Origin of the sequence: Bacteroides faecis MAJ27 (assembly GCF_900106755.1) — a bacterium.
Classification (GTDB): Bacteria; Bacteroidota; Bacteroidia; order Bacteroidales; family Bacteroidaceae; genus Bacteroides; species Bacteroides faecis.
In genome coordinates this window covers 61,510-85,968 of record NZ_FNNN01000017.1, presented here as the reverse complement: position 1 = coordinate 85,968, position 24,459 = coordinate 61,510, and the positions used below count along the sequence as shown (strand labels likewise).

Below are 24,459 nucleotides of genomic sequence, written 5' to 3'. Positions count from 1 at the left end.
AAACAAATATAATATAAGCAGCAAAAACTGTAAACATTCAAAACTTCGGGAAATGATTATTTAAGTATAGCTAAGTTGTAAGAGTTTTTTCTTTTTTTTATGAAAAAAGCTTATTATCCACGGAGACATAAACGCTTTGTAATACTTAAATATAGTAAAACTATTGCAGTATCAATAGTTCGGTAAAAGACCGAAATATTGATACTGCAACCTATAGAGGTTTAATAATAAAACTAAATACTATAATAGATGATATTGATTATTTCAGTTCGAAGCAAACTTTAGAACGAATATCAGCAGATGAAGAAGCCATCAATGCCTCGAATTTGCCAGACTCAGCTATCCATTTATGCTGTTTTTCGTCAAAGAATGAAAGTTCTTCAGCAGTGATAGTAAACGAAATCTCTTTGGTCTCATTGGGCTGAAGTTCTACTTTACAAAATCCCTTCAATTCTTTAATTGGTCGAATCACAGAAGAGTTCAAGCATTTAATATATAGCTGTACAACTTCAGCTCCAGCACGATTTCCTGTATTTGTAATTGGAATAGTAATATATAACTTTTCACTCTTTTCTATAGCCTTACTATTCACTTTGGCTTTTCCATACTCAAATGTAGTATAGCTTAAACCATGACCAAAAGGGAAATTAGGTTTTAACTTGTTTTTATCAATGAAACGGTAGCCAACAAATAATCCTTCGTTATAGGGTATATCATAGACCTCATTCCCTAATACATCCATTCCTTTATGTCCTGGATATTCGCCTAATTTGTGAGCACCACATTGATCAGGACAAGCATAATAAGTATATGGGAGTTTACCGCTAGGATTAACATCTCCCATTAGTATAGAAGCCAAAGCATTGCCTGTTTCACTTCCCAAATACCACGCTTGAAGTATAGTAGATACATGATTTTTCCATGGCATAGCTACACCTGTTCCACTGATATTGATTACAACTAGTTTTTTATTAACTTGCAGCAAATCCATAATCAATTCATTTTGATTATAAGGCAAATCCATTGTTTTTCTATCTGTACCTTCACAATCCTGATATTCGCTTTTGTTTAGTCCTCCTATAAAAAGAACGATATCAGCATTACTAGCTACTTGAAAAGCTTCTGTCCTCAGTTCTTTTGGACTACGGTCATCCTTTAAATTTTGACCAGTTTTCACTCCATTATATTCTCCGGTAGGATCTCCTACGTATCCGCGTGCATATATGATTTCAGCTTGTTTTCCGATACGTTTTTTCAGTCCCTCCAAAGGAGTGACTTCATATTTGACTTTCAAAGAAGAGGAACCACCTCCAACGGTCATCATTTTAATGGCATTTTCACCAATAACAGCTATGCGTTTTACCTTTGACAGATTAATTGGAAGTAAATTTGCATTATTTTGTAACAGCACAATACCTTCTTCTCCTATCTTCCGGCAAGCGGTCTTGTGTGCATCTGATACCATCGATCCCCACGGCCGATCATTATTCATGGCAGTACGGAATGTAAGTCTTAATACTCGACGCACCTTTTCGTTTAATTCTTTATCAGTGTAAATCCCTTCTTTTATTCCTTTCAAGTACGGGTTTGCAAGCCAATAATTATCATAGGCATTGCTAGTACCTTCCGTTAAACCATCTGTCCAACTTCCGAACTCCATATCCAATCCTCCAATTATAGCGGTATGTGTATCATGAACAGCTCCCCAATCCGATATGACCACACCATCCCATTGCCATTCTTCTTTTAAAATCTGATTCATCAGAATTGGATTATAACTAGCATGTTCGCCTCGAAATAAATTATAGCCTCCCATAAAACTCCAGGCTTTTCCCTCTACAGCAGCTGCCTTAAAGCCGGGAAGATAGATTTCATAAAGTGTACGGTCGTCAACTATAGGGTTTGAAGTGTGACGGTTAATTTCATTATTATTTAAAGCAAAATGCTTAACACAGGCTGAGACTCCATTGCTTTGCACTCCCTGAACATATGGTACAACCATGTGACTAATTAGATATGGATCTTCTCCCATATACTCAAAGTTACGTCCACAAAGAGGAGTCCTATAAACATTTATACCTGGGCCAAGCAATACACTTTTGTTGCGGAATCGGGCTTCTTCACCAATGCTTTTCCCATATAATGAAGCCATTCTTGGATTCCACGTAGCTGCTAGACAAGAAAGTGCAGGGAAAGCCATACAAGAATCATTGGTCCAAGCTGCTTGATCCCATTCATCCCACATGACTTCAGGGCGTACCCCCATTGGACCATCAGTGCACCATAGTTCTGGAATACCCAATCTAGGTACACCAGGAGCACTGAATTTGGATTGTGCATGAATAATATTAATTTTTTCCTGCAAAGTCATACGAGAAAGAGCATCTTCTATGCGTTGTTCAATTGGTTGGCTTTTATCCAAATAGATTGGAGTTTGCGGTGAAACTGACATTCCACAAAATAAAAAGGCGCAAAATATAATAACTTTCAGTGTTTTTCTTTTCATATTTAGTGATTTTAATATTAATAAATGTCTATGTGTTATTTTGAAAGGAAACAAGATATGTTAACCATACCTTAAAGTATAATTCATACATACTATACTGTTTTATAGCAAAATACAACAATGATTACCCCGTTGGCAAAATCGAGTTAACGAATAATTAGTTCTGTCAATACCCTCTGCTTTTTGCAATTACACATACAAAAGTTATCAATTCACAAGTTTTCTGATAATGCTACAAAGTAAACAATCTTTCTATGTCTTTTTGCATTATTTCGTTTAATTATAAATTACTTATAATTTAAATTTCGTCAACGGTTGATAAATAATTGATTACAAAAAAAACAATACTTTACCTTGACAATGTTAAACGACTGGTTTTAACGCCTCTAAATGTCATTTTTACAGGTTTTATATAACCTTCATCATCAAAAAACATCCGTTCAATGCAAACAACACGAGCATTTCCATCTTTTTCATTTAATGGATGTCGATGATATACAATATACCATTCATCATCTTTCAATCCTTTTATCACAGAATGGTGTCCGGCACCAGTAGCAATGCTTTTGTCCTGTTCCAATATTTTACCTATACGTTTAAAAGGTCCGAATGGTGAATCTGCAATGGCATAAGCTACGCAATAGCCAGGGCCGGTCCAATCACCTTCTGACCACATAAAATAGTACTTTCCTCTATGTTTTAGCATAAAAGGTCCTTCAACATAATTTTCAGGAGTTACTTCCTTGCAAAAAGAGCCGTCCTCAAAAGGTACAATATGCAGAAAATCATCACCTAATTTCATCATATTGCAATGTCCCCAACCTCCATAGTACATGTAATAACTGCCATCGTCATCCTTGAATACAAACTGATCAATAGGCTGTGCTCCATTTATAATCTCATTGATTAATGGTTTACCCAACGCATCCTTGAACGGCCCTTCCGGACTATCAGCAACAGCAACACCTATACCACCAATTTCACCTTCATGTACGTCATTAGCTGAAAAATATAGATAATATTTTTTATTTGCATAAATGATAGAGGGTGCCCATAGAGCCTTTTTTAACCAAGAAACATTTTCTACTGAAAGAATTTTGGAGTGTTTTTTCCAACTCACAAGGTCAGATGAAGAAAAAGCATCTAGAAAAAGTTGCTGCTCGAATGGAGCTGAATAAGTAGGAAAAATCCAGTAACGATTGTCAAATACTACACCTTCAGGATCGGCGTACCATCCATCAAATACTGGATTACCACTTTCTTGAACTTCTTGCGTTTTGCTTAGAGAACACGATGAAAAAAATTGCCCACTTAACAATACATAAAACACTAACAACTTGTAATTTATATTTAACATATATAATATGTTTAAAAGAAATATGGATGCAGTAAATACGACTGCATCCATACATTTAATTATATATTATAATTTATTTTACCTCAATCAATTCCAATACCCAACTGTCATATTCCTTATTCAAATCAAGAGCAAAACCTGCGTTCATTAAAAGGTCGCCAGAGAATACCCGATTATTCAAGTAACAAAGTTTGTCATCTGCAGCCAAATTTAATTCTCTGATTTTGTACTTCTTGTTTTTATCCAAACCAACAAGACGAACATGCGGTAATTGTTGGTTGACATAGTGTTCCATTTTGAAAGCAAAGAACACCGCACGTTCTTTATTCTCAGCAACATACATCATAGACGCTACTCCTCTCTTTTCATATGGAGAAATCAAACGATATTGATCTCCATTTTGAATAACCGGACGAATTCCTTTATAAGTGTCAATGGCTTTTTTTGAGAATTCCTTTTCATCAGCGTTCATGTTCTTTGGTTGAATTTCCATACCCAAACGACCTGTCATAGCGATATCAAAGCGGAATTTCAACGGAACGATGCGACCTGTCTGATGATTAGGTGATGCACTGACATGCTGCGCCATTGCTATAGATGGATAGAAGTAAGAAGTCCCCCATTGGATAAACAGACGTTGCAAAGCATCTGTATTATCACTTACCCAAAACTCATTGAAATAAGGCATTACTCCGTAGCTGGCACGTCCGCCACCACTACCACAAGCTTGCATAACTACATCTGGATATTTAGCACGGATTCTTTCCAATACATTTATTAAGCCACGATGATAGTCAATATAAATATGTGATTGTTTATCTTTTGGCAGATAACTTGAACCATAGTTCATAACTTCTCCATTAGCATCCCATTTGATATAAGCAATTTCTGGATTTTTACTCAACAACTCATCCACCACATTGAAAACAAAATCCTGTACTTTAGGATTGCATAAATCCAGTACTATTTGTGTACCGCCACGGCCACACATTAATTCTCTATTTGTAGGACGCAGTACCCAATCAGGGTGCTTTTCAATCAATTCACTTTTAGTATTAGTAAATTCTGGTTCAATCCAAATACCAAATTTAATACCATATTTTTTGGCAATATCTGTAAGACCTTTAATGCCATGAGGTAATTTTTGGGTATCTACAACCCAATCACCCAATGATGAATTGTCTTGCACACGACGATATTTATTTCCAAACCATCCGTCATCCATTACAAATAGCTCACCACCCATTGCTGCGAAATCCTTCATCATCTGATCCATTTCCTGTTCTTTGATGTTAAGGTATACTCCTTCCCAGCTGTTCAACAGAATGTCTCTCGGTTTATCACAGTTATGCACCATTCCCATGCGAGCCCAACGGTGGAAGTTTCGGCTAGCTCCGCCTAATCCTTCACAAGAGTAGGTAAGGGCAAGTTTGGGAGTGGTGAATTTTTCACGAGGTTCAAGTTTGTATTCAGAAGCTTCTTCATTCATTCCGGCAAATACGTGATGCACATGGCTACCATACGTGTCATCAGAATCAATTCTGATTTTCGTACGTCCCCCCCAACATAAAATAGCTCCAATTACACGTCCGCTATTTTCTTGAGGTTTACCATCTAATGAAAACATAACCTCTGAATGTTCACCCAATCCGTTACGTACTCCATCCATATTTTTGATCACTTTCATTCCCGAAGTTAGCGGTTCTGTAGTAATTTGGGTTTCAGCTCCCCAGTGCCCAGGTAGAGAAGAAAGCCATACATTACCTCTACGAATCATAAAATGACCTGAATCGAAGCGCTTAAGTATTACCGCTTTCTTTTCGTTGTGAGAATATTCGGCCCATGTTTCAATAATATCTATAGTTTTAAAAGCACGATAATTCAAAGTCACATAAAAAGGATAAACTCTGTCTTTTAAATAGATAACGGTAAGTTTGGCATTTTCTTCATCAAAAGTTTCCACTTTATCTACGATTAAATCCAATGTCAAGTTGCTATCAGCATGAACTACTTGTAATGCCGAACTTTCATAAGCTGAAGTACCAAATACGGGATAAACCGGACGACTTAATCCGTTCCATGAATCAAAGACCTGATTAATTTGATCCTCATTAATTCTGTCACCAAAGTAAGCGAATTGCAATTGTTGACCTTCTCCCCACGTGTTCAATAGTATGGATGAACGGGGAGTTGAAATTAGCACTTTGTCATTCCATGCTTGAAGCTTTTTAGCAGGGAATAACAAGCACAGCAATAATACATAAACGATTTTCTTCATTTTTTATAATTGTTCAATTAAACAAATTGTTGTAATTTGTACACACATTTTTATTTAAGGATTACAAATGGACCCATAAGCTTTATGAGTTACATTCTGCAATTATAGTCTTCCAAACTCATTATTTTACAGGCTCTCCATCAATAGCTACTATCTGTTTTACAAATAGTTCACTTCCGCTAGACAAGTGAGGTGGACGATAAGACTCCACAATTTTTATTTTCAACAGATGTCCTTTTATTTTTTTTGTTAAGTATTCATCTGAAACCTTTTCCCACTGCACATCATTGATTTTCTGGTACGAACGTTCCGTCAGATATTCCCAATTATTCAAAGCGACAGGAGTGTAATCTTCTTTACCACCAAGTATGAATTCTGCATCATCAGACACATAATATTCAATTTTCTTTACGTCTTGATAGTCGTTATTCTGACGTTGAACCCAACCTAAGCTATGAATAAGAACTGTTTTTTTCATATCTACCACAATCGTATGAGGGAGATCCCGTGAACCCTGAAATTGTTGCGGATTTTGATTATCATCATTGGCAGCTTCATAATTGGCATGCCAGTACGTATAAAGGTTGTTGTCAAATAACATACCAACGCCACCGCCATCTCCACCACCGCCCCAAGGAGCATTTTTTTGGTCACTATTGCAAAATACGACACTCCAAGTGCTACGGTCGCAATCTTCCACTATATACTTGGGATTATTCAAACTCAAATAGCAAACTTCATCACTCACAGCAAATCCTGTCAAAGATATGCTTTGAATTTTCAAAGGCAACAGATAATTCCTGTCACTTTCAAGTGGAGTACGGGAAACTGGTATTGTTAAATTAGCTTCGTTAATACCTTTCTTGAAAACTAAATTTGGGAGTTCATAAGCAGTTGATGGCATCGGTAAATAACCAGTCCCATGCTGTTTATTATATTCATTGACTAAAACTTCTTTATTATCATCGCTCAATGAACAAGTGAAATCCCATTTTGACAGAATGTTTCGAAGATTTGCCTCTAACTGTACATCCACATTTTTGAATTTCATAGTGGAATGTACTTCCTCTTTTTTGAATGTTATTTGAGGCTGTTTTACATCTACTAACAGAAGAATATCGTTTTTCAGCACGTCAACAGAGTCCTTCTCACTATGAAGTCTGATTGGTAAAACATATTGGACTCCTTCATTCTTCTTCATTTCTTCATAAATCAAATCTGAATGGAAAGTTACATTAACTTCTTTACTCCCTTCCTGTGATTGAAACTCCAAATCCGTAGTAGATACTGAAAAAGAGTAGGTTTCCTTAGGAATAATACGATAATCTATATTATCCATCAGCCCATAAGTTTTGTTTAGCTCTTCCTGATCGATGATAGACAATTTCGCATGGGCAGGTAGAGACTTGTCAATTCCAGCCTTTGCAACATGAATGCAGTATACCGGAGAAGACTCTACTGTATTCATATTCATTTCCTGTTTCCCATATTCCTTCACATAAAGGATATTATTAGTGGGTACATATTGTTCATCGGTATAATTATCTACAATTCCGTCTTCAGAATCACTGCAAGAAACAGCGATTATCATCCCTACAAACAATATAAATTTGCATGCTAAATGTTTCATATACTTATAAGTTTATTCATATTAAAATTACCACTGAATAGCCTGGTCTTCATCCGGAATCAGTGTATTGATTGTACGTTGCATTGCCATACTTCCAGTTGCACGATAGCGAATCGGATTCAGAGGGTCGGAAGTATTATCTGTATAGTAATAATTTAGGTATATCACTGTAACATGTTTTTCCATAAATGGTTCCGTCGGATGATTTTCTATACTTCTACGATAATAACAATTACCATAGGATTTAATATGAGTTGGATTGTCCGGATCCATTGCACTTATCTCAACTGGTCCTGTTACAACACCTTTTTCATCTGATGTACCTTCACCAAAGGTAACAAGTACTTTATATTTGTCACGATTTTCATCTTCCTCCCACCAAGTTCCAGCATAGAAAAAGACACTTTTTTCATCTACTACGCGCAACTCACGACTAGATACTGTAGCTGGGTCATTATTATTATCACCCAAATAAATGTTCATCGCATTGGCAACATATTCACCTGAAAAATCATTAAATAGATGTATATGCAATAATGCTTTATTACGCCCTTTCCATAAATTCTGAACATACAAAGGATCACTATCTATACTTAGTGGAAGTATCCACTTTTCATTCAAGTCAATTCCTTTCAGATTAAAATCTATTTGATAGGTCTCGGTATTCTTTCCACTAGGAATGTGACAAACATTTCCTGTGGGAAACGAATAATATTTTTCCGGAAGTTGATGATACCACAAATCCTGGCGGTTAGAGTATTTCTCAATATTCAAATCATTTATAGTATCATTATCTACACTGATTTTCACATCAATATCGCGGGCATTGTTTTGCGACCCACTGACAATGACTGGAAGTTTAAACTTGCCAGTACCATCAGGTTGGTAACGCATATAAATATCGTGTACACCATTGCTGCCAGGGGTAGCTTTAAAGGAAATCATTTCAGTATACAATTCGTCCTTCCATTCATCATTGCAAGAACTACACAAAACGCATAACCCCAACAGTGAACTTACTATATAGTTTTTCATATTATACATTCTTTAAAACATTATATCATTAATCATAATCTTGCCAACCGGGAGCTTGAGTCATATTTTTATTCCGTTGCAATTCATCATAATTCACAGGCCAGAAATACTGTTTCCGTGAAAAGGCTGTTTGAACTCCACTCACTCTTACAGGAGTATAAAACATTTCTCTATTTGCTTCGTCCATCATTACATTACAACCATATATTTGCGCACCTTCGTGCTCTGGAGCTATTTTCCAACGGCGTACATCATAGTATCGTTGGCTTTCATTAAAGAATTCCACTTGACGTTCATGCACTACTCGTGTAAAGAACAATTTACGATTGTTATAAATGCCATCAGGAAAATCAGGTACTCCTGCACGCATACGCACTGGTTTCATACCTCTTCGCATTTCATTAATATCACGACGCACGGTATAGGTTGTACTACCATCCCATGATTCAATCTGATAATTATTTCCTTCTTCAATATTGTTCAACGCTTCGGCATACGAAATTAAAATGTCAGCATAGCGGAGTGCCGGTTCTACTTTTGGAAGAGCAGTTCCATTGTTAACATAACAATCACTTGGATGAATATATTTTTTTATGCCGATTCCTGTGGCTAGCCAGCGTTCGCTATTGTTGGAACGTCCGTCTTTTGATCCACGATAATACCATACTTGCTGGTTCTTCACAACTTCCGAACCGTCGCCTGTGGCAGAAGTACAGTTCCAACGTGCACCATTGTAACCTACAGATGCGTAGAAACGCGGTTCTCGGTTGGCATATCCCATCCATACTCCGTCTTCTAGATTGTCATAAGGACGGTCTTTTTTATTTTCCGGTCCTGCAAATCCTTTCAGACATTTTTTGCGGTCGAATGCCGTACCGTCAGCCATATCATATGCATCACATTGTTTCATTGTCATACTATGGATATTCCATCCTCCTAAAGAGGCAGGCATCTGGTGTCTCACCATGTCCAGCACATCACTGAAATCACCTAAGTCAGGATGAAGCTCAGCTCCGTTGTTTATGACACGGCTAAAAATCATTTCTGGATTATTGAAGAAATTTACTTCACCATTGAAGACTGAACGATATGATTCAAGTGGATCGATATCTTTCCATCCGTCGGGGAAGTTTGCTTTTGAATATACAGGATGATAAGGAGGAACTATCGTCTTCGGATTAGCATAATCACCTTCTACTTGTTCTTCACGAAATTTAGCCGTATAAAGCTTGTACCAGTTTCCTTCTATGACATCTCTTGCCGCTGCAGCAGCTTTTGCCCATTTTTCTTCACTATATTTCTGGGGAATCAGCTTACGTCCGGTTTTATCCACAAAGTCTGCCATTTCTGTATTACCGTTTGCCAGAGGACTGGCACCGTACAGATAAGCTTTAGCACGAACAGCTAGTGCAGCTCCTCTTGTGGGGCGTGCAATGTTTAGGTTATCGCGTCGTTCGGGCAATTCCTTAGCAGCTTGTTTCATCTCTTCAGCAATGAAATCCACACATTCTTCGTAGGTGTTGCGTGAGATGCTTAATTCATCATAAGACTTTGTATAGTCCACGCCAGAAGCTGGCATCAAAGGAATAGGACCATATCTTTTCAACAAAAGCCAGTAGAAATAAGCGCGAAGGAAACGAGCCTGTCCTTTAATATCAAGAACCTCTTCTTCTGTAAAAGCTGTATTCTGATCTACTTTGTTAATCAGCACGGTAGCCTGATATATGGCAGCATATGACCATTTCCAACTATTTTGGTAATAACCGTCATAACCATTGTCGTATCCATAGCCGATTTCTCCTAACTTGTATGCCTTGTAGCGGTCATAGGTTTCAGTAAAGACCTGATCGTCTGCAAAGTTTTGCGGACAAAACTTCGAATGTCCTACTTCAACATTATCACCCAATAAACGGCTATAACAATAAGACAGCCATTGCATCGTATAATTTCTGTCTGTGAAAATCTTTTGTTCCGATTGCATATCGTTGAAGTTCTTTTCAACATTCAAATAATCAGAACAAGAAGAGAAACCTATTCCCAAAGAGGTAATCGCAATTCCTATTAAAGTATATAATTTTCTATTCATATTTCTCTGATATGTTTTAGGATTATAAATTCAAGGTTAATCCAAGTGTAAAGGTTCTGCTTAACGGATATTTCTCACCTGTAGTACTTCCCATTTCCGGATCCCAAAGATCGAATTTAGAGAAAGTTAATAAGTTTGTACCCATAAAGTAAACACGTATTTTATTCAAATGAATCCGATTGGTCCATTTCGTAGGTAAAGTATAACCTACTTCCAGGTTCTTTAAACGTAGGTAAGAGCCATCGCGCATCCAATAGGTAGATGTACGGTAGTTATTGGCATTACCTCCGAAGCTTAGACGTGGGTATTTAGCATTCGGGTTTTCATTTTTTCCCAATGACCAATAATTTCCGTCAACATCAGTCATAATATTCCCCCAATATCCTTGGCTGAATGGATAAGCTACAGCACCTTCAATAGAGAACGTTGATTTTCCTGCTCCCTGGAAATGCAGATTGAAGTCAAATCCTTTCCACATAGCCGACAAACCAAAACCATAAATCAAATTAGGCTTGTCTGTAGCACCGATAGGCACAACGTCAGCGTCTGTAATCAATCCGTCACCATTAACATCTTTATATTTGATATCACCTGGTGCTACATCTCCGAAGGTTTGGGTTGGGCTGTTCCGGATTTCCTCGTAATCACGGAACAATCCTTCAGCAATCAATCCGCGTAACTGTCCCACACGAAAACCTTTTTGTCTGGTGTAGCCATAGCGACTGTAAACCTCGTCATATTCCTTGATTTCATTCTTGCTATAAGTCATGTTGGCACGGAATGTGAAATCGACTTCACCCAACTTATGATTGTAGGCAATGTTACCATCAAATCCTTCTGATTTAACAGATCCCACATTGGCAAAAGGTTGGTACTCCAACAATCCAATGCTGAAAGGCAGATAGGAACGTTGCATGTAAATTCCTTCACGTTGTTCGTGGAAATAGTCGATTGTACCGTTCAATTTGTCGTTGAATAAAGAGAAATCTAATCCTAGGTCATGTTTTTCGGAAACTTCCCATGTAATGTTTCTCGATGCGAATTTACTATAAGTCAACCCCGGATAGAACACACCGCTTGAATTCGCTGTACCTATATCTCCGTAGTGGTATCCATATTTATCTTCAGTCTTATATGTAGACAAATAAGGGAAACGAGTGGCTAGGAAATCATTACCTACCTTACCGAATGAATAACGTAACTTGAACATGTTCATCCAGATAAGATTCTTCCTGATAATGGGTTCTTCTGCAATATTCCATGCTACAGAATAAGCAGGGAAGAAACCGAACTGATATCCTTTGGCAAAATTTTCAGAACCGTTATAACCGAAGTTGAAATCGACAAAATAACGATATTTCCATCCATAAGTAAAACGTCCGGCTAAGCCCTGATGACGGCGATCGATGGCCTGAATTGCATTTTTCTCAAAATTCTCAGAAGTATTTACAATCTTTTCCTGTGTGTATTTCAATACTCCACCTACCAAATGATCGCCAAATGTTCTGTTATAGTGCAGTTCAGCTTCCAGATATTCTTTACGTTCACCTGTTGAAATCGGATGGATGGACATTAAATGTTCGTTTTCTACTTTTGTGAATTCCAATTCTCCAAAACTATTGCGTTTGTTTTGAGCTTTCCACATGTCAGGCCATTTGAGATGAGCTTTACTATTGTGAGTATTTGTATCATATCCAAACCGGCCGTAGAATTTCAATCCGGGAGTGACAAATTTCAAATCCTGTTCTAAATTGATGTTCGTCTGAATCTTATTGTTCCAGTTTTCTGTATAACCCATCTGAGTGACTAATAGCCATGGATTCACTTGATTGTTACTACCTTGTGCAGCCCATTTTCCGTCTTTATATTTCACTGGTGTTGCAATGGGATTATATGAAAGGACTGAAGCCCAAATCTGTTCAGGAGTGCCTCCAGGCTGATTCTGCTTATCTAGTGAACCGCCTATACCCACTTTCAGCAAAGTTGTCTTTGTCAGATTTAAGTCTACATTCATACGATAGTTCCAGCGACGATAGTTTGCGTTGGTATCATAGTCTTTGAGACCTTCATCGGTTTTATACATACCTCCTTCGTCTACATAGCTGGCGGAAACAAAATAGCGTGCTGTGGTTCCACCACCACTTAAATCAACAGTAGCCCGATAAATAGGAGCACCTTTTTTAAGGATAAGATCCATCCAATCAACATTGGGGAATAATTCAGGGTCTAGTCCGTTGGCAAACAGCTCAATATCTCCATCTGAGTATGGAGCTGGTTTACTACGTGTAGTAAATGCCTCATTCACCATTTGTACGTATCTGACACCATCTACAAATTTCGGTGTTTTCGTGCGTGCGCTGTATGAAGTTTCTATCTTGGCATTTACTCTTGTCTTACCTTCGCATCCGCGTTTGGTAGTAATCAATACTACACCGTTAGCGCCGCGAGAACCGTAAATGGCAGTGGCAGAAGCATCTTTCAATACGGAAAACGATTCAATATCTTCCACATTGAGTTCGTTCATACTACGTTCAAATCCGTCCACAAGGACCAGTGCACCGGAACCTGCACCAAAAGTTGAAATACCTCGAATCCAAAACTCTGAAATGTTTTCACCCGGTTGTCCGGAAGTCTGGCGTGCCATAATTCCTGGTATATTACCGGCCAATGCATTGGTAATACTGGCACTTGGCGTTCTCAGTTGAGCAACATCTACCGTAGTCACCGCACCTGTGACTGTAATTTTCTTCTGAACACCTGTACCGGTGATGGTTACTTCATCCAATGAGGTGGTTTCGTTTTCTTTCATCACCACATTGATTAATTTTCTTCCTTTTACCAGTATTTCCTCGTTTTTAAATCCAATATAAGAATAAATTAAAGTAGAAAATTCAGGGACTTTTATTTTATAATGTCCTTCCATATCAGTCATCACACCAAATCCCGGCATGTTTTTCACTATGATATTTGCACCGATAAGAGGTTCTTTATTAGCATCAGTTACAATACCAGTAACTTCTATTTGTTGTTCTTGAGCATGAGAGACGTTGATGATCCCCAATACTAAAAACAATAAGACGACTACTTTTTTCATTTTTAATAGTATATTTTTAATAGTATTATTCGGTTCTTAGATAGCGGATACAATGGTTACCGTTATCTACCAGATAAAAGGTTTCTTCATCTGCATCGTAAGTACAGGCTCTCGGCCAGTTGAAACGTGCTTCGTGTAGAGGGTCCCCGTCAATATAGCCTGTATACTTACCATCTGCTGTATAATTGCTACGTCCGGCGATAATGGAGCAAATGCGGTCTGGGGTAATTCTCCACATACAGTGTCCCACCTGGTCTACAAAACAAAAATCGTACATATCTCCGTCCGGTCTGTTTACGTACCCAGCATTCTTGGCAAAATCACCTCCCCACGGGCGACCAAAACGAGCTTGAGCACCCGGTCCCTCTTGAAGATTATTCGCGTTGTTCAGACTGTAATAATCCCCGGCATAGAGCTGCAATCCGCTTAACATTCGCGTTTCAGCATCATAGTCACATTTGTAAATTGCCCCTGTATTGCGGCTGAAAATCAAGACATATCTACCTTCCGGATGTGCTTTTATCTTAATCTGTTGTTCTTTGTCAATGGACACTTGGTTCATAGAACACATCACCTGATTTCTTCTGTCCATATAGGGAGGCGCCTGTGCATTTCGGTCCATCTTTATAACGGAACCGTTTGACCAAACCGTATAAAAGACCGTTCCGTCGGGCATATATGCTACTGAATAAGCGCTCGGACCATAACAATATGGGCGCAACTTGCTAAAGTTTTCAGAACGAAGAGCATACCAGATGTTTGGTTTCTCCACATTACCGAATGTATGATTCCAGTTATCGTCAGGAATCAAAATGGTATCAGCATCAGCTGAAAGTTCAAAAGTTTGCATAAAAGGTGAACGGCTTCCTGAGTAAAGCGTGGTGATTGTTCTCTTGGTAAGATTTACAGCACGAAGCCCTTCGCTTCCCCCCTCATAATTTGAGGTAAAAATAACTTTATCTCCATTTTCAGATTTTGGATCGAACATCATCCAATCTGAATAAGGTAGTCCAGCTCCATCGTCAAAGGAACCATCTTGAAATGGAGCTGCTCCTGTATTCGGATCTACATTTCTTAACAAAGTACCCACGACTTTTCTTGACTGATAATTAACTTTTTCTTCAAAAGTATAATCAGTTACCACATTTTCATCTTTGTCCTTGATTACCACATTTACAATACCGGAATAAGCACGAGAAGGCAGCATACAATGAATTTTATTACCATTAGAAGCAATCACAGGGGCTTTCTTACCACCAATAGTAACATGAATTTTGGATTCATCCGTACCAAAATTAGACCCCATGATATACATTCGGGTACGTACTCCTCCCTCTTTCGGAGTAAAATCCGTAAACTCAATTGGTCTTGACGGATCGCATGGCCTCAAATCCCATATAGTAGGGTCTTTAAAGTCCTCTTTACATCCAAACATTGTACACAACGTCAGCGCAGCAATAAAGCATCTATTCATAGACTAATATTAAAAAGGTTAATTAATATATTTATTTTACAGTAATGCTATTTGTGAAAGTTTTATTTCTCTAATTGTTTTTATTCTTAAACAGAAATGCACTTTCTATTGATACAAAGAGGAACACATATAATAATGTATAAAGCAATTTCAAGGCTAATCCCTTCAATTAGAGCTTTTCAAAAGCCCCATACAGTGTTAATTCCTGTCAAATAATACTTTTGTATAATGGATTCATGTAGAAATCTTCACACCTATCAAAGATTTGGCAGTCATAGTATTCCACGTATAACATATAAAAGACAGTTCACAACATAATTACCACACACCTTTAACATATTTTTAATGTCCGTTTTTTGCAGTCATTTTTTTGTTATGTATTTACTGGGTAATCATAAATGTATGAGATATAGAACATAGAATGGAAGATGAACAAATCAATAAGATAAAGTTTGTGTCAGAAGATTCTTTTTACATAGAAGAACTTAAAAAAGGAAATATAAAAGCCTTTGAATTTATTTTTAATAAGTATTATAAAGACCTTGTTTATTTTTGTAACGTTTTTTAAATGATCAAGAAAACTGCGAAGATTTAGTACAAGATATCTTTGTGCGCTTATGGGAAAATCGGGAACATTTCGAAATCAGGGGTTCTTTAAAATCTTACCTTATGACGGCAGTGAAAAACAACAGTTTAGAAGAGCTTAAGCATAAGAATGTGATTAGAAATTATCAAGATTATGCAATTGCTCATAATAACTCATTCGACTATGACGTAGATAATTACATTCTATATTCAGAATTGAATCAACAACTTCAAAAGGAATTGGATAAATTTCCTAAAGAAATGAGAGAAGTTTTTGAAATACACCGATTCAAGAATAAAAAATATCACGAAATTGCCAATGAATTAAATGTATCAGTGCGAACTATAGAAAATCGAATTAGCAAAGTGCTAGAGGTTTTAAGAAAAAAGATGGAAGGCTTTTATGACTTTATTTTATATTTTTTTTACATAAATAAAATGAGGGCATTTTCTTTTGCAACAGTCTTATAATTTTTAGCTGAATCTAATTAAGAAAATATATCCTTTTATCAGAAATAGTTAAATCATATATTATTACAACAATTAACAATTCTTCCATTTGTCACACGTGACAAAAACGGGCAATGTTATTATTTTTACATCTCCTAGTCTATCGCATGATTTATCTACTGTAATTAGCTTAAATCATATACTATCAACATAGAATGTCACTTTATTCAGCCTCATTTCCCCCGAATTATGAGCGAAATGTCACATTAATGTCCCATAATGTCACTTTATTTTTCATATTGTCCTTCATTGTTCATCGTGACAAATATATTATCAACATCTTATAGATCAATTGATTAACTCATCTAAAATGACAGCACACATTTATTGCCAAAGTTGGTATCACATTAATAGCCCCCATAGTTGGTTCTATTGTTTTCTCATTTTATTTTATGCTCATTTGTATAAAAGACTAGCCTAAAACAAAACCCCACATCGTATTAACACACGTTAACCAATAGTTACTGAGAGAACAAACAGCTACACGGAGATGCAACGAATGCCATTCCGGAAATAATGCGTTTCTGCGATCAAAAAAAAGAATAATTGAGAAATCACTAACACCTGCATGATTGGAAAACCCTCAAAGAGATGGCGGCCTCAAGAAGACATGCATTAATATACAATGATTCCAGTCGAAACTTTCAGTTTATGCACAGAATATGCAGTTTATAATCATAAGTATCTTGTCATCTATACTATCTGACCTGTTGGGTAGCTATAGCCAACAGATCAGATAGCAATAATCAAGGAAAGAAGTGTTCATATCCAACGAAAAGGTGACAGTTCCGATATATCAGAGTTGTATAGATTCTTATATTTCACTATCAATCAATAAAATACGAATTTCCAATCGTTTATTTTCATTTCTTCCCGACTCAAGGTGGAAAAACAGGATTCCAGGAGGATTAAAAATACAAATTGTCAAAATGCTCGCAGTCCGTCATTGGACTAATCCTCCCAATGTACAGATTCCAAAAACCACCGGACGTTTTCTTCACTCAGCTTATGTTGTTTCAGAATTTCCGGCAACTTGCCATAATTTCGGATAAAATCAGTAATAAGCCGGTTCATCCGCTCCGGTGTATATTCGATACTCCTCCCGATTGACTCCATCGTACCCAATTCCTCATTGAGCACAATATCGGCATCTTTATATTTCAGCGCAACGATGCTCTTCTGAAGTCTCCTGAACTTTCCGGCAAGTCCGTTCAGGTCTGCCGTCTGTTCGGGATAGGTAATCACCACTTGCTTCTCACACTTCGCATCCGTTACGGGTATATCGACCAGAAGGGATAAGGAATTTCCATCATATATATAATCCGCCGTCTTCCCATTCACCGTTACCGACTGAGGAATGGCAGAACTCAATACCTTCACCCTGAAACCACGTTCGGCGGGTACGCCCGGATATTCTCCTTTCCGACTGCCAATCGTCACTTCCAGGCGGTTGCCGACCCGCTTCGACTGCAAAGACGTACAAGCATACTTTCTATCATACTCTTTATCATTTCCATTATCCTCGTACAGTTCGAATGCCCCATCTCCGCCGGGGAAAACAGTGACCACATAAGAAAGATCATCATCCGCCAGCGACTTCACACGGTCGCAGAAAGGAAGAATCGAACCAGCCTTGATATAGATAGGATATTCGTCAATGGCAAAGGCACGCGTTACTGTCTGACCACCTTTCAGCATCGTCCCCGTATGCCATTCATACCAGTCGGTTCCGGCAGGTAGCCATACATTCAAAGTGGAATAATCACCTTTCATGGGAGCGGTGACGGGTGCAATCAACATCTGGTCGCCAAACATATACTGGTTCCGGTAATCGTATGCTTCCTTGCTTTCAGGATAATCATAGTATAGCGGACGACAGATAGACAATCCCTCGTCATACGTCTTACGGGCCATTGTATAAACATAAGGCGCCATCTCATAACGTTGCAAAATGGTGTTACGAATCGTATTAAAGTAGACAGGACTGAATACCCAGGGTTCTTTGTTCAACACTCCGCTCTTAGAAGAATGAGTACGCATCACAGGGCTGACCGCACCAAACTGCATCCAGCGTGTGAACATCTCCGGATCAATCCGGTCTGCCTCAAAGTGTCCTCCCAGGTCATGGCTCCAATAACCGTAAAGCACATTGGAAGCTGTAGAATTGAAGTAAGGCTGGAAATCAAGTGATTTCCAGGAAATAACAGCGTCGCCCGAAAAGCCGATCTGGTAACGATGATTTCCCAGTCCGCCCCAACGATGATAGAGCATCGGACGGGTAGTGCGGTTTCTTTCCATCTCGGTGAAAAAGACATAATTAATCCACCATACATTATTCAGACTGTCCACTTTCTTATCATACGGAAACTGCTGCCAGTCGAGCCACCAGAAGTCTACCCCTTCCTTCTCCATCGGATGAAGAGCATTTTTGAACACGGCTTTCATCAACTTCTTATCCGAAGTAACCCAAGGGATCGTATCCTTTCCTTCTGGATTCATGCCTATATCGGTGGCTATCGCCCGATAGGGTTCCTCATAAAAAGCAAACCCGTCAGCCGGATGCAAATTAAGGGTCAGCTTGACCCCTTCCTTTTTCAGATCAGCAAGAAGACGTCCGGGATCAGGAAACAGGCGTTTGTTCCAGGTCCATCCGCTCCATCCTCCTTTGCCCGGTTCCGTATAATGCCAGTCCATATCAATCACCAACACATCGAGAGGAATATCATACATCCGGAATTTACGCAGCAGTTCTCTCAGTTCATTGTCCGAGTAACTCCAATAGCGCGACCACCAATAACCGAAAGCATAACGGGGAGGCAGAGGCGTCTTGCCAGCAAACATGGTATAGTCCCTTAATGCCGACTTATAATCGTGTCCGTAAGCCATGAAATACCAGTCCTGACCTCCTTTCTTCTCGCGTGGTTTTACCCAGTTCCAGTCGGCATCATCGAATAAGAAGTTATCTGAATCGTCGATTAAAGTCCAGCCGTCGGTAGCCAGCAGACCATCTTCGAGCGGCATAAGCTCATTGGTATGCATATGCCTGTCTCCATCATAGCCATCCAAGGTACGATAGGTTCCCTTCAGATTGCCTTTCTGTTTCATACCGGGCGTCCACCGGAAAGGATACACACCTTTGGCAGATACAATGGAAAGATTACCCGAAGTAAACCGCCCGCTGCCTTTCTTGTACTTCATCCGGAACTTTGAGGTAGCCAGCTCCACCCATCTTCCATCCTTCTTCAACTTATAATCCACTGCCGGATAATTCCTGTTGACAGCCACAAACGAAAAATCGTCAACAAACTGCCCGTCGGGTGCATACTCCAACCGGAGTGTACCGTCGGTCACCACCGTAAAACGAACCTGACTGTCCTGATAAGCAATGTTCGTACCCTGACCCGATGCTGCCAAAGGTATACAGCACAAAGCCACCAATAATAAGGAAAGAGTTTTTAGTTTACCGTACTCATTCATAGTATCTATTCATTTAAATTAGAAATCTCAACAACGTTAATAAGACTGTTCAGAACGGAAATACCACACGGGAAAAACAAAAAAAACAAAGAGAGGAAGAAATTCAAATTAATCTATATCTTTGCAGCGCCTATTGATCTGATATTTTGATTCTCCGGATTGGAGAACTGCAAACGCATTATTAATGTTACCGAATCATTATGGAAAATAAAGCCTCAAACAAACACGAGTCCATGCTAGAGGATATTATCCACCTGAAAAGACTGAAAGAAGGAGATTCCCGGTCTTTTGATTTTCTTTTCAACAAGTACTATAAAGACCTTGTCCTCTTTAGCTGCGTTTTCCTGAAAGAGCAGAACAGCAGTGAAGATATTGTGCAAGACATCTTCTTCCGGTTATGGGAAAACCGTGAGAACCTGACCATTGAAAGTTCGCTGAAAGCCTATCTGCTGACTGCTGTCAGAAACAGCTGTTTCGAAGAACTCAGACATCGGGAAGTAGTCCGTATCCATCAGAACTACGTCATGGGAAGCTTAGACCTGATAGACTATAATACAGAACACTACCTGCTATATTCCGACCTGAACGATCACTTGCAGGAAGCTATCAAGAAACTTCCCGAAGATATGCGAACCATCTTCGAAATGAACCGGTTCAAAAACCTGAAATACCGGGAAATAGCGGAAGAACTGAACGTATCCGTCCGCACCGTAGAAAGTAAAATCAGCAAGTCGCTGGAATTTCTAAGAAAACACCTGAGCGGTTTTTATGATCTGATATTACTTTTTATCATAAATTTAATGAGGTAATTTACACTTGAACAGTCATTATAATACAGATAATTAGCACTATGCCTGACAAAAATATAAATATAGATACAGACGTCATCCTAAGATACTTGGAAAAGACCGCTTCACCCGAAGAAATCCGGCAACTCCGTGAATGGATTGCCCTCTCTGAAGAGAATGCAAACTACTTTCAGGAAATCAGAAACATCTGGGAAGTGACCACTCCCGCCGTCGATCCAGAAAAGATAGATACCAGCAAAGCCCTGGCAAAAGTAAAGAACAGAATCCATACAACGCCACAGGCTCCGATGAAGAGAACACGACTGATCACTTACTGCCGGAGAATCGCCGCCATTCTTCTGTTGCCGGCAATCATTGCCGTAGTGGCATTGTTGATGAAAAAAGACCATCAGGCTCCCCTTATCGCCTTCAACGAAGTGACGGCTCCATACGGAACGGTATCCACGCTGACACTGCCGGACAGCTCGAAGGTTTGGCTGAACGCAGGAAGTACGCTGAAATATCCGACCGCTTTCACCAGCAACGTCCGGGAAGTGGAAATGTCCGGAGAAGCCTACTTTGAGGTGCATGCGGACAAGAAGCATCCTTTCATCGTCAGTACGGGAGACTTGAAAGTAACGGCTACCGGAACCGCTTTCAATGTATGCAACTTCGCCAAAGCGAAAGAGGAAGTTATCACGTTGGTGACCGGAAAGGTCAATGTGTCTCATGAGAATAACATCCGGCATCTATTGCCGGGACAACAGCTGAATTATCAGAAAGCATCGAAAAGCATGGAGGTCACGGATATCGATACGTACCAATACATCTCCTGGAAAGACGGTATCCTCGCATTCAGGGACGATCCACTCAAAACAATATTCGACAGGCTGGAACAAGTCTACCGGGTACGTTTCATCCTGAAAGACCCGTCGATCAACCAATTCACTTACAGAGCGACTTTCAAAGGTGAGACGCTGGATGAAATACTGGATTATATGGGAATGAGCATCCCCATCACTTTCCGGACAACAGAAACAAAACAAGAAGGGAATGACAGTGTAAGCGTCCGTACGATAGAAGTATATAAGAATTAGACGTTTCTGATATAAAACGCTGCGGAAAGGACAAAGACCACGTATACGCTTTGTTCTCTCCGCATTCTCTTTTTTCTCTCCACCACCTGTTTTTTTTCGTTTTCCCATGTAGTATTTTCTTTCTGAGCAGTCTTATATACAAATCACTTAAGTGCATTCCTGTATCAATACTAAAAAAACAATTCTGATTATGAAGAGAATTACATTCTTACTATTAAGTTTTCTGATGGCTGTTTTATCTCCGAATCCCGTCTCAGCACAGAACAACAGCACCTTGACACTCAGCGTATCTGATACGCCTCTGAATGAAATTCTGAATAAAATAGAAAAGAAGACCAGCTATTCTTTTCAGTATAGCACGCAAGTGATCGATGTCCGGCAGAAACGTTCGATTCACGTCAGGAACCAGCCGATAGAAGCAGTATTAAACATACTTCTGAAGGGCACGGACATCCAGTATCACATCAAGGGAAAGCAAATCATCCTGAATGCCAGAAAGAAGGAAACGAAAAAGGCACCGGAAAAGTCAAAAGGCATCGTCATGGACAGTAAAACCCGTGAACCGATTATCGGGGCGAGCATTACGGTGGAAGGAGAAAAGACCGGTGCTATCAGCGATATCGACGGCCGTTTCGAGATTGAGGCTCCGGAGCATTCGAAGCTTTGCGTTTCTTATATGGGCTATGCCACGCAACTGGTTCCGGTAAAGGCGAACAGCTTACTGGAGATATGGATGTCGGAGGACACGAAAGTGATCGATGAAGTAGTGGTGGTAGGATATGGTGCCGTATCCAGAAAGAATCTGACGACTGCCATTGCACAGGTGAAACCGGAAAAGATTCCACAAGCGGCAACGAGTAATATCAGCCAGTTATTGATGGGCCGTGCCGCCGGATTACAGACAGTGGTCAACAGCACCCAGCCGGACGGCAAGGTAAATATATCCATTCGCGGCGGAGAAAACCCGATCTATGTAGTAGACGGCATCGTGATGCCGGGCGATGCCATCAGCACGAATGGCGGAGAAACAGGTCTGCCGAGCAATGTCAACCGCAGCGGACTTGCCGGCCTGAATCCTGCCGATATCGAGTCCGTAGAAATACTGAAAGATGCCTCAGCCGCCATCTATGGTATCGGCGCAGCCAACGGAGTCATTTTAATCACCCCCAAGAAAGGGAAAGAAGGCTCTCCCAGCATCAGCTATGACGGCAGTTACTCTTTTGTAAGAAACTACCCGTATCTGGATGCACTCAACTCACAACAATACATGGAACTTGCCAATGTATTCAACAAAGAGAACTACTTGTACAACAAGAAACAATACCCCTATGGGCCGGCCCCATATGACGGAAAATGGAGTCCGCTATTCTCAGAAACAGATCGTCTGAACGTACTCGACACCAACTGGAAAGACTACGTGCTGAAAAGCGGCTACATCACCAAGCATAATCTGACAATCAGCGGAGGAACCTCCAAGATCAGATATTATCTGGGAGGAAGCTATCTGGATCAGGAAGGAACCGTGCTCAATTCCGGCATGACCAAATATACCTTTCGCGGAAACATCGGAGTCGATCTTTTTCCTTTTCTGAACTTCACCTCCGCTTTCAATGCCAATCAAAAGACCTACAGCAACTGTATGGTAGGCACCGATACAGGCAACCGGGGAGATGTAGCGGGCAGTGCGCTGACTTCAGCCCTTTTATATCCGCCTTACCTGCCTCTGACACAGGATGACGGCACCTATACCATCTTTCGGAGCATCCCCAATCCCAAAGCAATGGAGGACATCGCCGACAAGACGAAAGAAAACGAATATAATCTGAACTTCACCGCCCATCTGAAACTGTACAAGGATATTCTTTCCGTCAAAGGAGTATACGGAATGAATCAGGAAAGCATGAGACGTTCGATCTTTATACCTTCGGATGTTTATTTCTCCAGAATGTACAAGTCAAGAGGAAATATACAATCGGAAAGAAGGCTGACACAGACGCTGGAAGCCATGCTGACGTTCTCCAAGTATATGTTCAATACCGTACAGATAGATGCCTTGGCAGGTATCGGCAAGTATCTGGAAAGTTACAAAGGATACGGCATTTCCTATGAAGATGTACACGATGCCATCAACGAACACGACATCAGTTCCGCAAAGGGCAAGTTTTATCCGACATCGCACACCGCAAAGAATGAAAAGAGATCGCAGTTCTTTAAAGCGGGCTTTGACATACTGGACAAGTATGTGATCACCGCTACACTGCGACGGGATGGCACGGACAAGTTTTTTCCGGGGAATAAGTATGCCTTGTTTCCATCCGTATCGGGGGCTTGGAAGATTTCGAATGAGAACTTTCTGAAGAGCATTTCGTGGATTAACCTGCTGAAGCTCAGAGCAAGCTGGGGAAAGACAGGACAGGATAACCTGGGCAGTTCTCTCTACGGATCGTATGCACCCAACAATTTCAAGGTTAATTTCAGTGATAACAGTATTATCAACATTCCTTATGTGTCTATGAGAGCCAATTAGCCGGATGTAAGCTGG

The 24,459-nt window shown here is 39.6% G+C and carries 14 protein-coding genes; 5 read left to right on the top strand and 9 right to left on the bottom strand.

The window, feature by feature from the left end:
* Positions 1–259: 259 nt before the first annotated feature.
* The 8 genes from BLW31_RS15230 to BLW31_RS15195 form a co-directional block, all read right to left on the bottom strand.
* Positions 260–2,452: a glycoside hydrolase family 3 C-terminal domain-containing protein gene (locus BLW31_RS15230; protein WP_050544895.1), complete on the bottom strand. Its 2,193-nt coding sequence runs from the start codon at positions 2,450–2,452 to the stop codon at positions 260–262.
* 403 nt (positions 2,453–2,855) lie between these two features.
* Positions 2,856–3,914: a glycoside hydrolase family 43 protein gene (locus BLW31_RS15225; RefSeq protein WP_010535790.1), complete on the bottom strand. Its 1,059-nt coding sequence runs from the start codon at positions 3,912–3,914 to the stop codon at positions 2,856–2,858.
* A gap of 22 nt (positions 3,915–3,936) precedes the next feature.
* Complete coding sequence (locus tag BLW31_RS15220) at positions 3,937–6,141, bottom strand: alpha-galactosidase (protein WP_010535791.1); 2,205 nt, start codon at positions 6,139–6,141, stop codon at positions 3,937–3,939.
* A gap of 121 nt (positions 6,142–6,262) precedes the next feature.
* On the bottom strand, positions 6,263–7,771 hold the full coding sequence (locus tag BLW31_RS15215; protein ID WP_010535792.1) for a BT_3987 domain-containing protein: 1,509 nt from the start codon (positions 7,769–7,771) through the stop codon (positions 6,263–6,265).
* A gap of 27 nt (positions 7,772–7,798) precedes the next feature.
* Positions 7,799–8,806 (bottom strand): DUF4973 domain-containing protein, encoded by a 1,008-nt coding sequence (locus BLW31_RS15210; protein WP_010535793.1) that lies wholly within the window; start codon positions 8,804–8,806, stop codon positions 7,799–7,801.
* Positions 8,807–8,834: 28 nt separating this feature from the next.
* Positions 8,835–10,892 (bottom strand): RagB/SusD family nutrient uptake outer membrane protein, encoded by a 2,058-nt coding sequence (locus tag BLW31_RS15205; RefSeq protein WP_010535794.1) that lies wholly within the window; start codon positions 10,890–10,892, stop codon positions 8,835–8,837.
* A 22-nt stretch (positions 10,893–10,914) separates the two neighbouring features.
* Positions 10,915–13,986, bottom strand: coding sequence for a SusC/RagA family TonB-linked outer membrane protein (locus BLW31_RS15200; RefSeq protein ID WP_010535795.1), 3,072 nt, complete (start codon positions 13,984–13,986; stop codon positions 10,915–10,917).
* A 25-nt stretch (positions 13,987–14,011) separates the two neighbouring features.
* Positions 14,012–15,460, bottom strand: coding sequence for an IPT/TIG domain-containing protein (locus BLW31_RS15195; RefSeq protein WP_022301268.1), 1,449 nt, complete (start codon positions 15,458–15,460; stop codon positions 14,012–14,014).
* Between the two features lie 421 nt (positions 15,461–15,881).
* Between BLW31_RS15195 and BLW31_RS24845 the strand changes: the two genes are divergently transcribed.
* Positions 15,882–16,028, top strand: coding sequence for a hypothetical protein (locus BLW31_RS24845; RefSeq protein WP_022301269.1), 147 nt, complete (start codon positions 15,882–15,884; stop codon positions 16,026–16,028).
* A 41-nt stretch (positions 16,029–16,069) separates the two neighbouring features.
* Positions 16,070–16,516, top strand: a complete 447-nt coding sequence (locus BLW31_RS15190; RefSeq protein WP_231945959.1) for a sigma-70 family RNA polymerase sigma factor — start codon at positions 16,070–16,072, stop codon at positions 16,514–16,516.
* 990 nt (positions 16,517–17,506) lie between these two features.
* Here BLW31_RS15190 and BLW31_RS15185 read toward each other — a convergent pair.
* Positions 17,507–20,032, bottom strand: a complete 2,526-nt coding sequence (locus tag BLW31_RS15185; protein ID WP_010535798.1) for a glycoside hydrolase family 31 protein — start codon at positions 20,030–20,032, stop codon at positions 17,507–17,509.
* Between the two features lie 200 nt (positions 20,033–20,232).
* On the opposite strand from BLW31_RS15185, the gene BLW31_RS15180 reads away from it, so the two are divergent.
* From BLW31_RS15180 to BLW31_RS15170, 3 genes are all read left to right on the top strand, one after another.
* A complete protein-coding gene (locus tag BLW31_RS15180) occupies positions 20,233–20,841 on the top strand; it encodes an RNA polymerase sigma-70 factor (protein WP_010535799.1) in 609 nt (202 codons plus the stop codon).
* Between the two features lie 41 nt (positions 20,842–20,882).
* Positions 20,883–21,917, top strand: coding sequence for a FecR family protein (locus BLW31_RS15175; protein ID WP_010535800.1), 1,035 nt, complete (start codon positions 20,883–20,885; stop codon positions 21,915–21,917).
* A gap of 190 nt (positions 21,918–22,107) precedes the next feature.
* Positions 22,108–24,444, top strand: a complete 2,337-nt coding sequence (locus BLW31_RS15170; RefSeq protein WP_010535801.1) for a SusC/RagA family TonB-linked outer membrane protein — start codon at positions 22,108–22,110, stop codon at positions 24,442–24,444.
* The last annotated feature ends 15 nt before the right edge of the window (positions 24,445–24,459 follow it).

What these genes read in the sequence shown, in the direction of transcription:
- BLW31_RS15175 (WP_010535800.1), top strand. Translation starts at nt 20,883, where the DNA reads ATGCCTGACAAAAATATAAATATAGATACAGACGTCATCCTAAGATAC.
- BLW31_RS15220 (WP_010535791.1), bottom strand. Translation starts at nt 6,141, where the DNA reads ATGAAGAAAATCGTTTATGTATTATTGCTGTGCTTGTTATTCCCTGCT.
- BLW31_RS15205 (WP_010535794.1), bottom strand. Translation starts at nt 10,892, where the DNA reads ATGAATAGAAAATTATATACTTTAATAGGAATTGCGATTACCTCTTTG.
- BLW31_RS15210 (WP_010535793.1), bottom strand. Translation starts at nt 8,806, where the DNA reads ATGAAAAACTATATAGTAAGTTCACTGTTGGGGTTATGCGTTTTGTGT.
- BLW31_RS15180 (WP_010535799.1), top strand. Translation starts at nt 20,233, where the DNA reads ATGGAAAATAAAGCCTCAAACAAACACGAGTCCATGCTAGAGGATATT.
- BLW31_RS15230 (WP_050544895.1), bottom strand. Translation starts at nt 2,452, where the DNA reads ATGTCAGTTTCACCGCAAACTCCAATCTATTTGGATAAAAGCCAACCA.
- BLW31_RS15195 (WP_022301268.1), bottom strand. Translation starts at nt 15,460, where the DNA reads ATGAATAGATGCTTTATTGCTGCGCTGACGTTGTGTACAATGTTTGGA.
- BLW31_RS15200 (WP_010535795.1), bottom strand. Translation starts at nt 13,986, where the DNA reads ATGAAAAAAGTAGTCGTCTTATTGTTTTTAGTATTGGGGATCATCAAC.
- BLW31_RS15215 (WP_010535792.1), bottom strand. Translation starts at nt 7,771, where the DNA reads ATGAAACATTTAGCATGCAAATTTATATTGTTTGTAGGGATGATAATC.
- BLW31_RS15225 (WP_010535790.1), bottom strand. Translation starts at nt 3,914, where the DNA reads ATGGATGCAGTCGTATTTACTGCATCCATATTTCTTTTAAACATATTA.
- BLW31_RS15170 (WP_010535801.1), top strand. Translation starts at nt 22,108, where the DNA reads ATGAAGAGAATTACATTCTTACTATTAAGTTTTCTGATGGCTGTTTTA.
- BLW31_RS15185 (WP_010535798.1), bottom strand. Translation starts at nt 20,032, where the DNA reads ATGAATGAGTACGGTAAACTAAAAACTCTTTCCTTATTATTGGTGGCT.
- BLW31_RS24845 (WP_022301269.1), top strand. Translation starts at nt 15,882, where the DNA reads ATGGAAGATGAACAAATCAATAAGATAAAGTTTGTGTCAGAAGATTCT.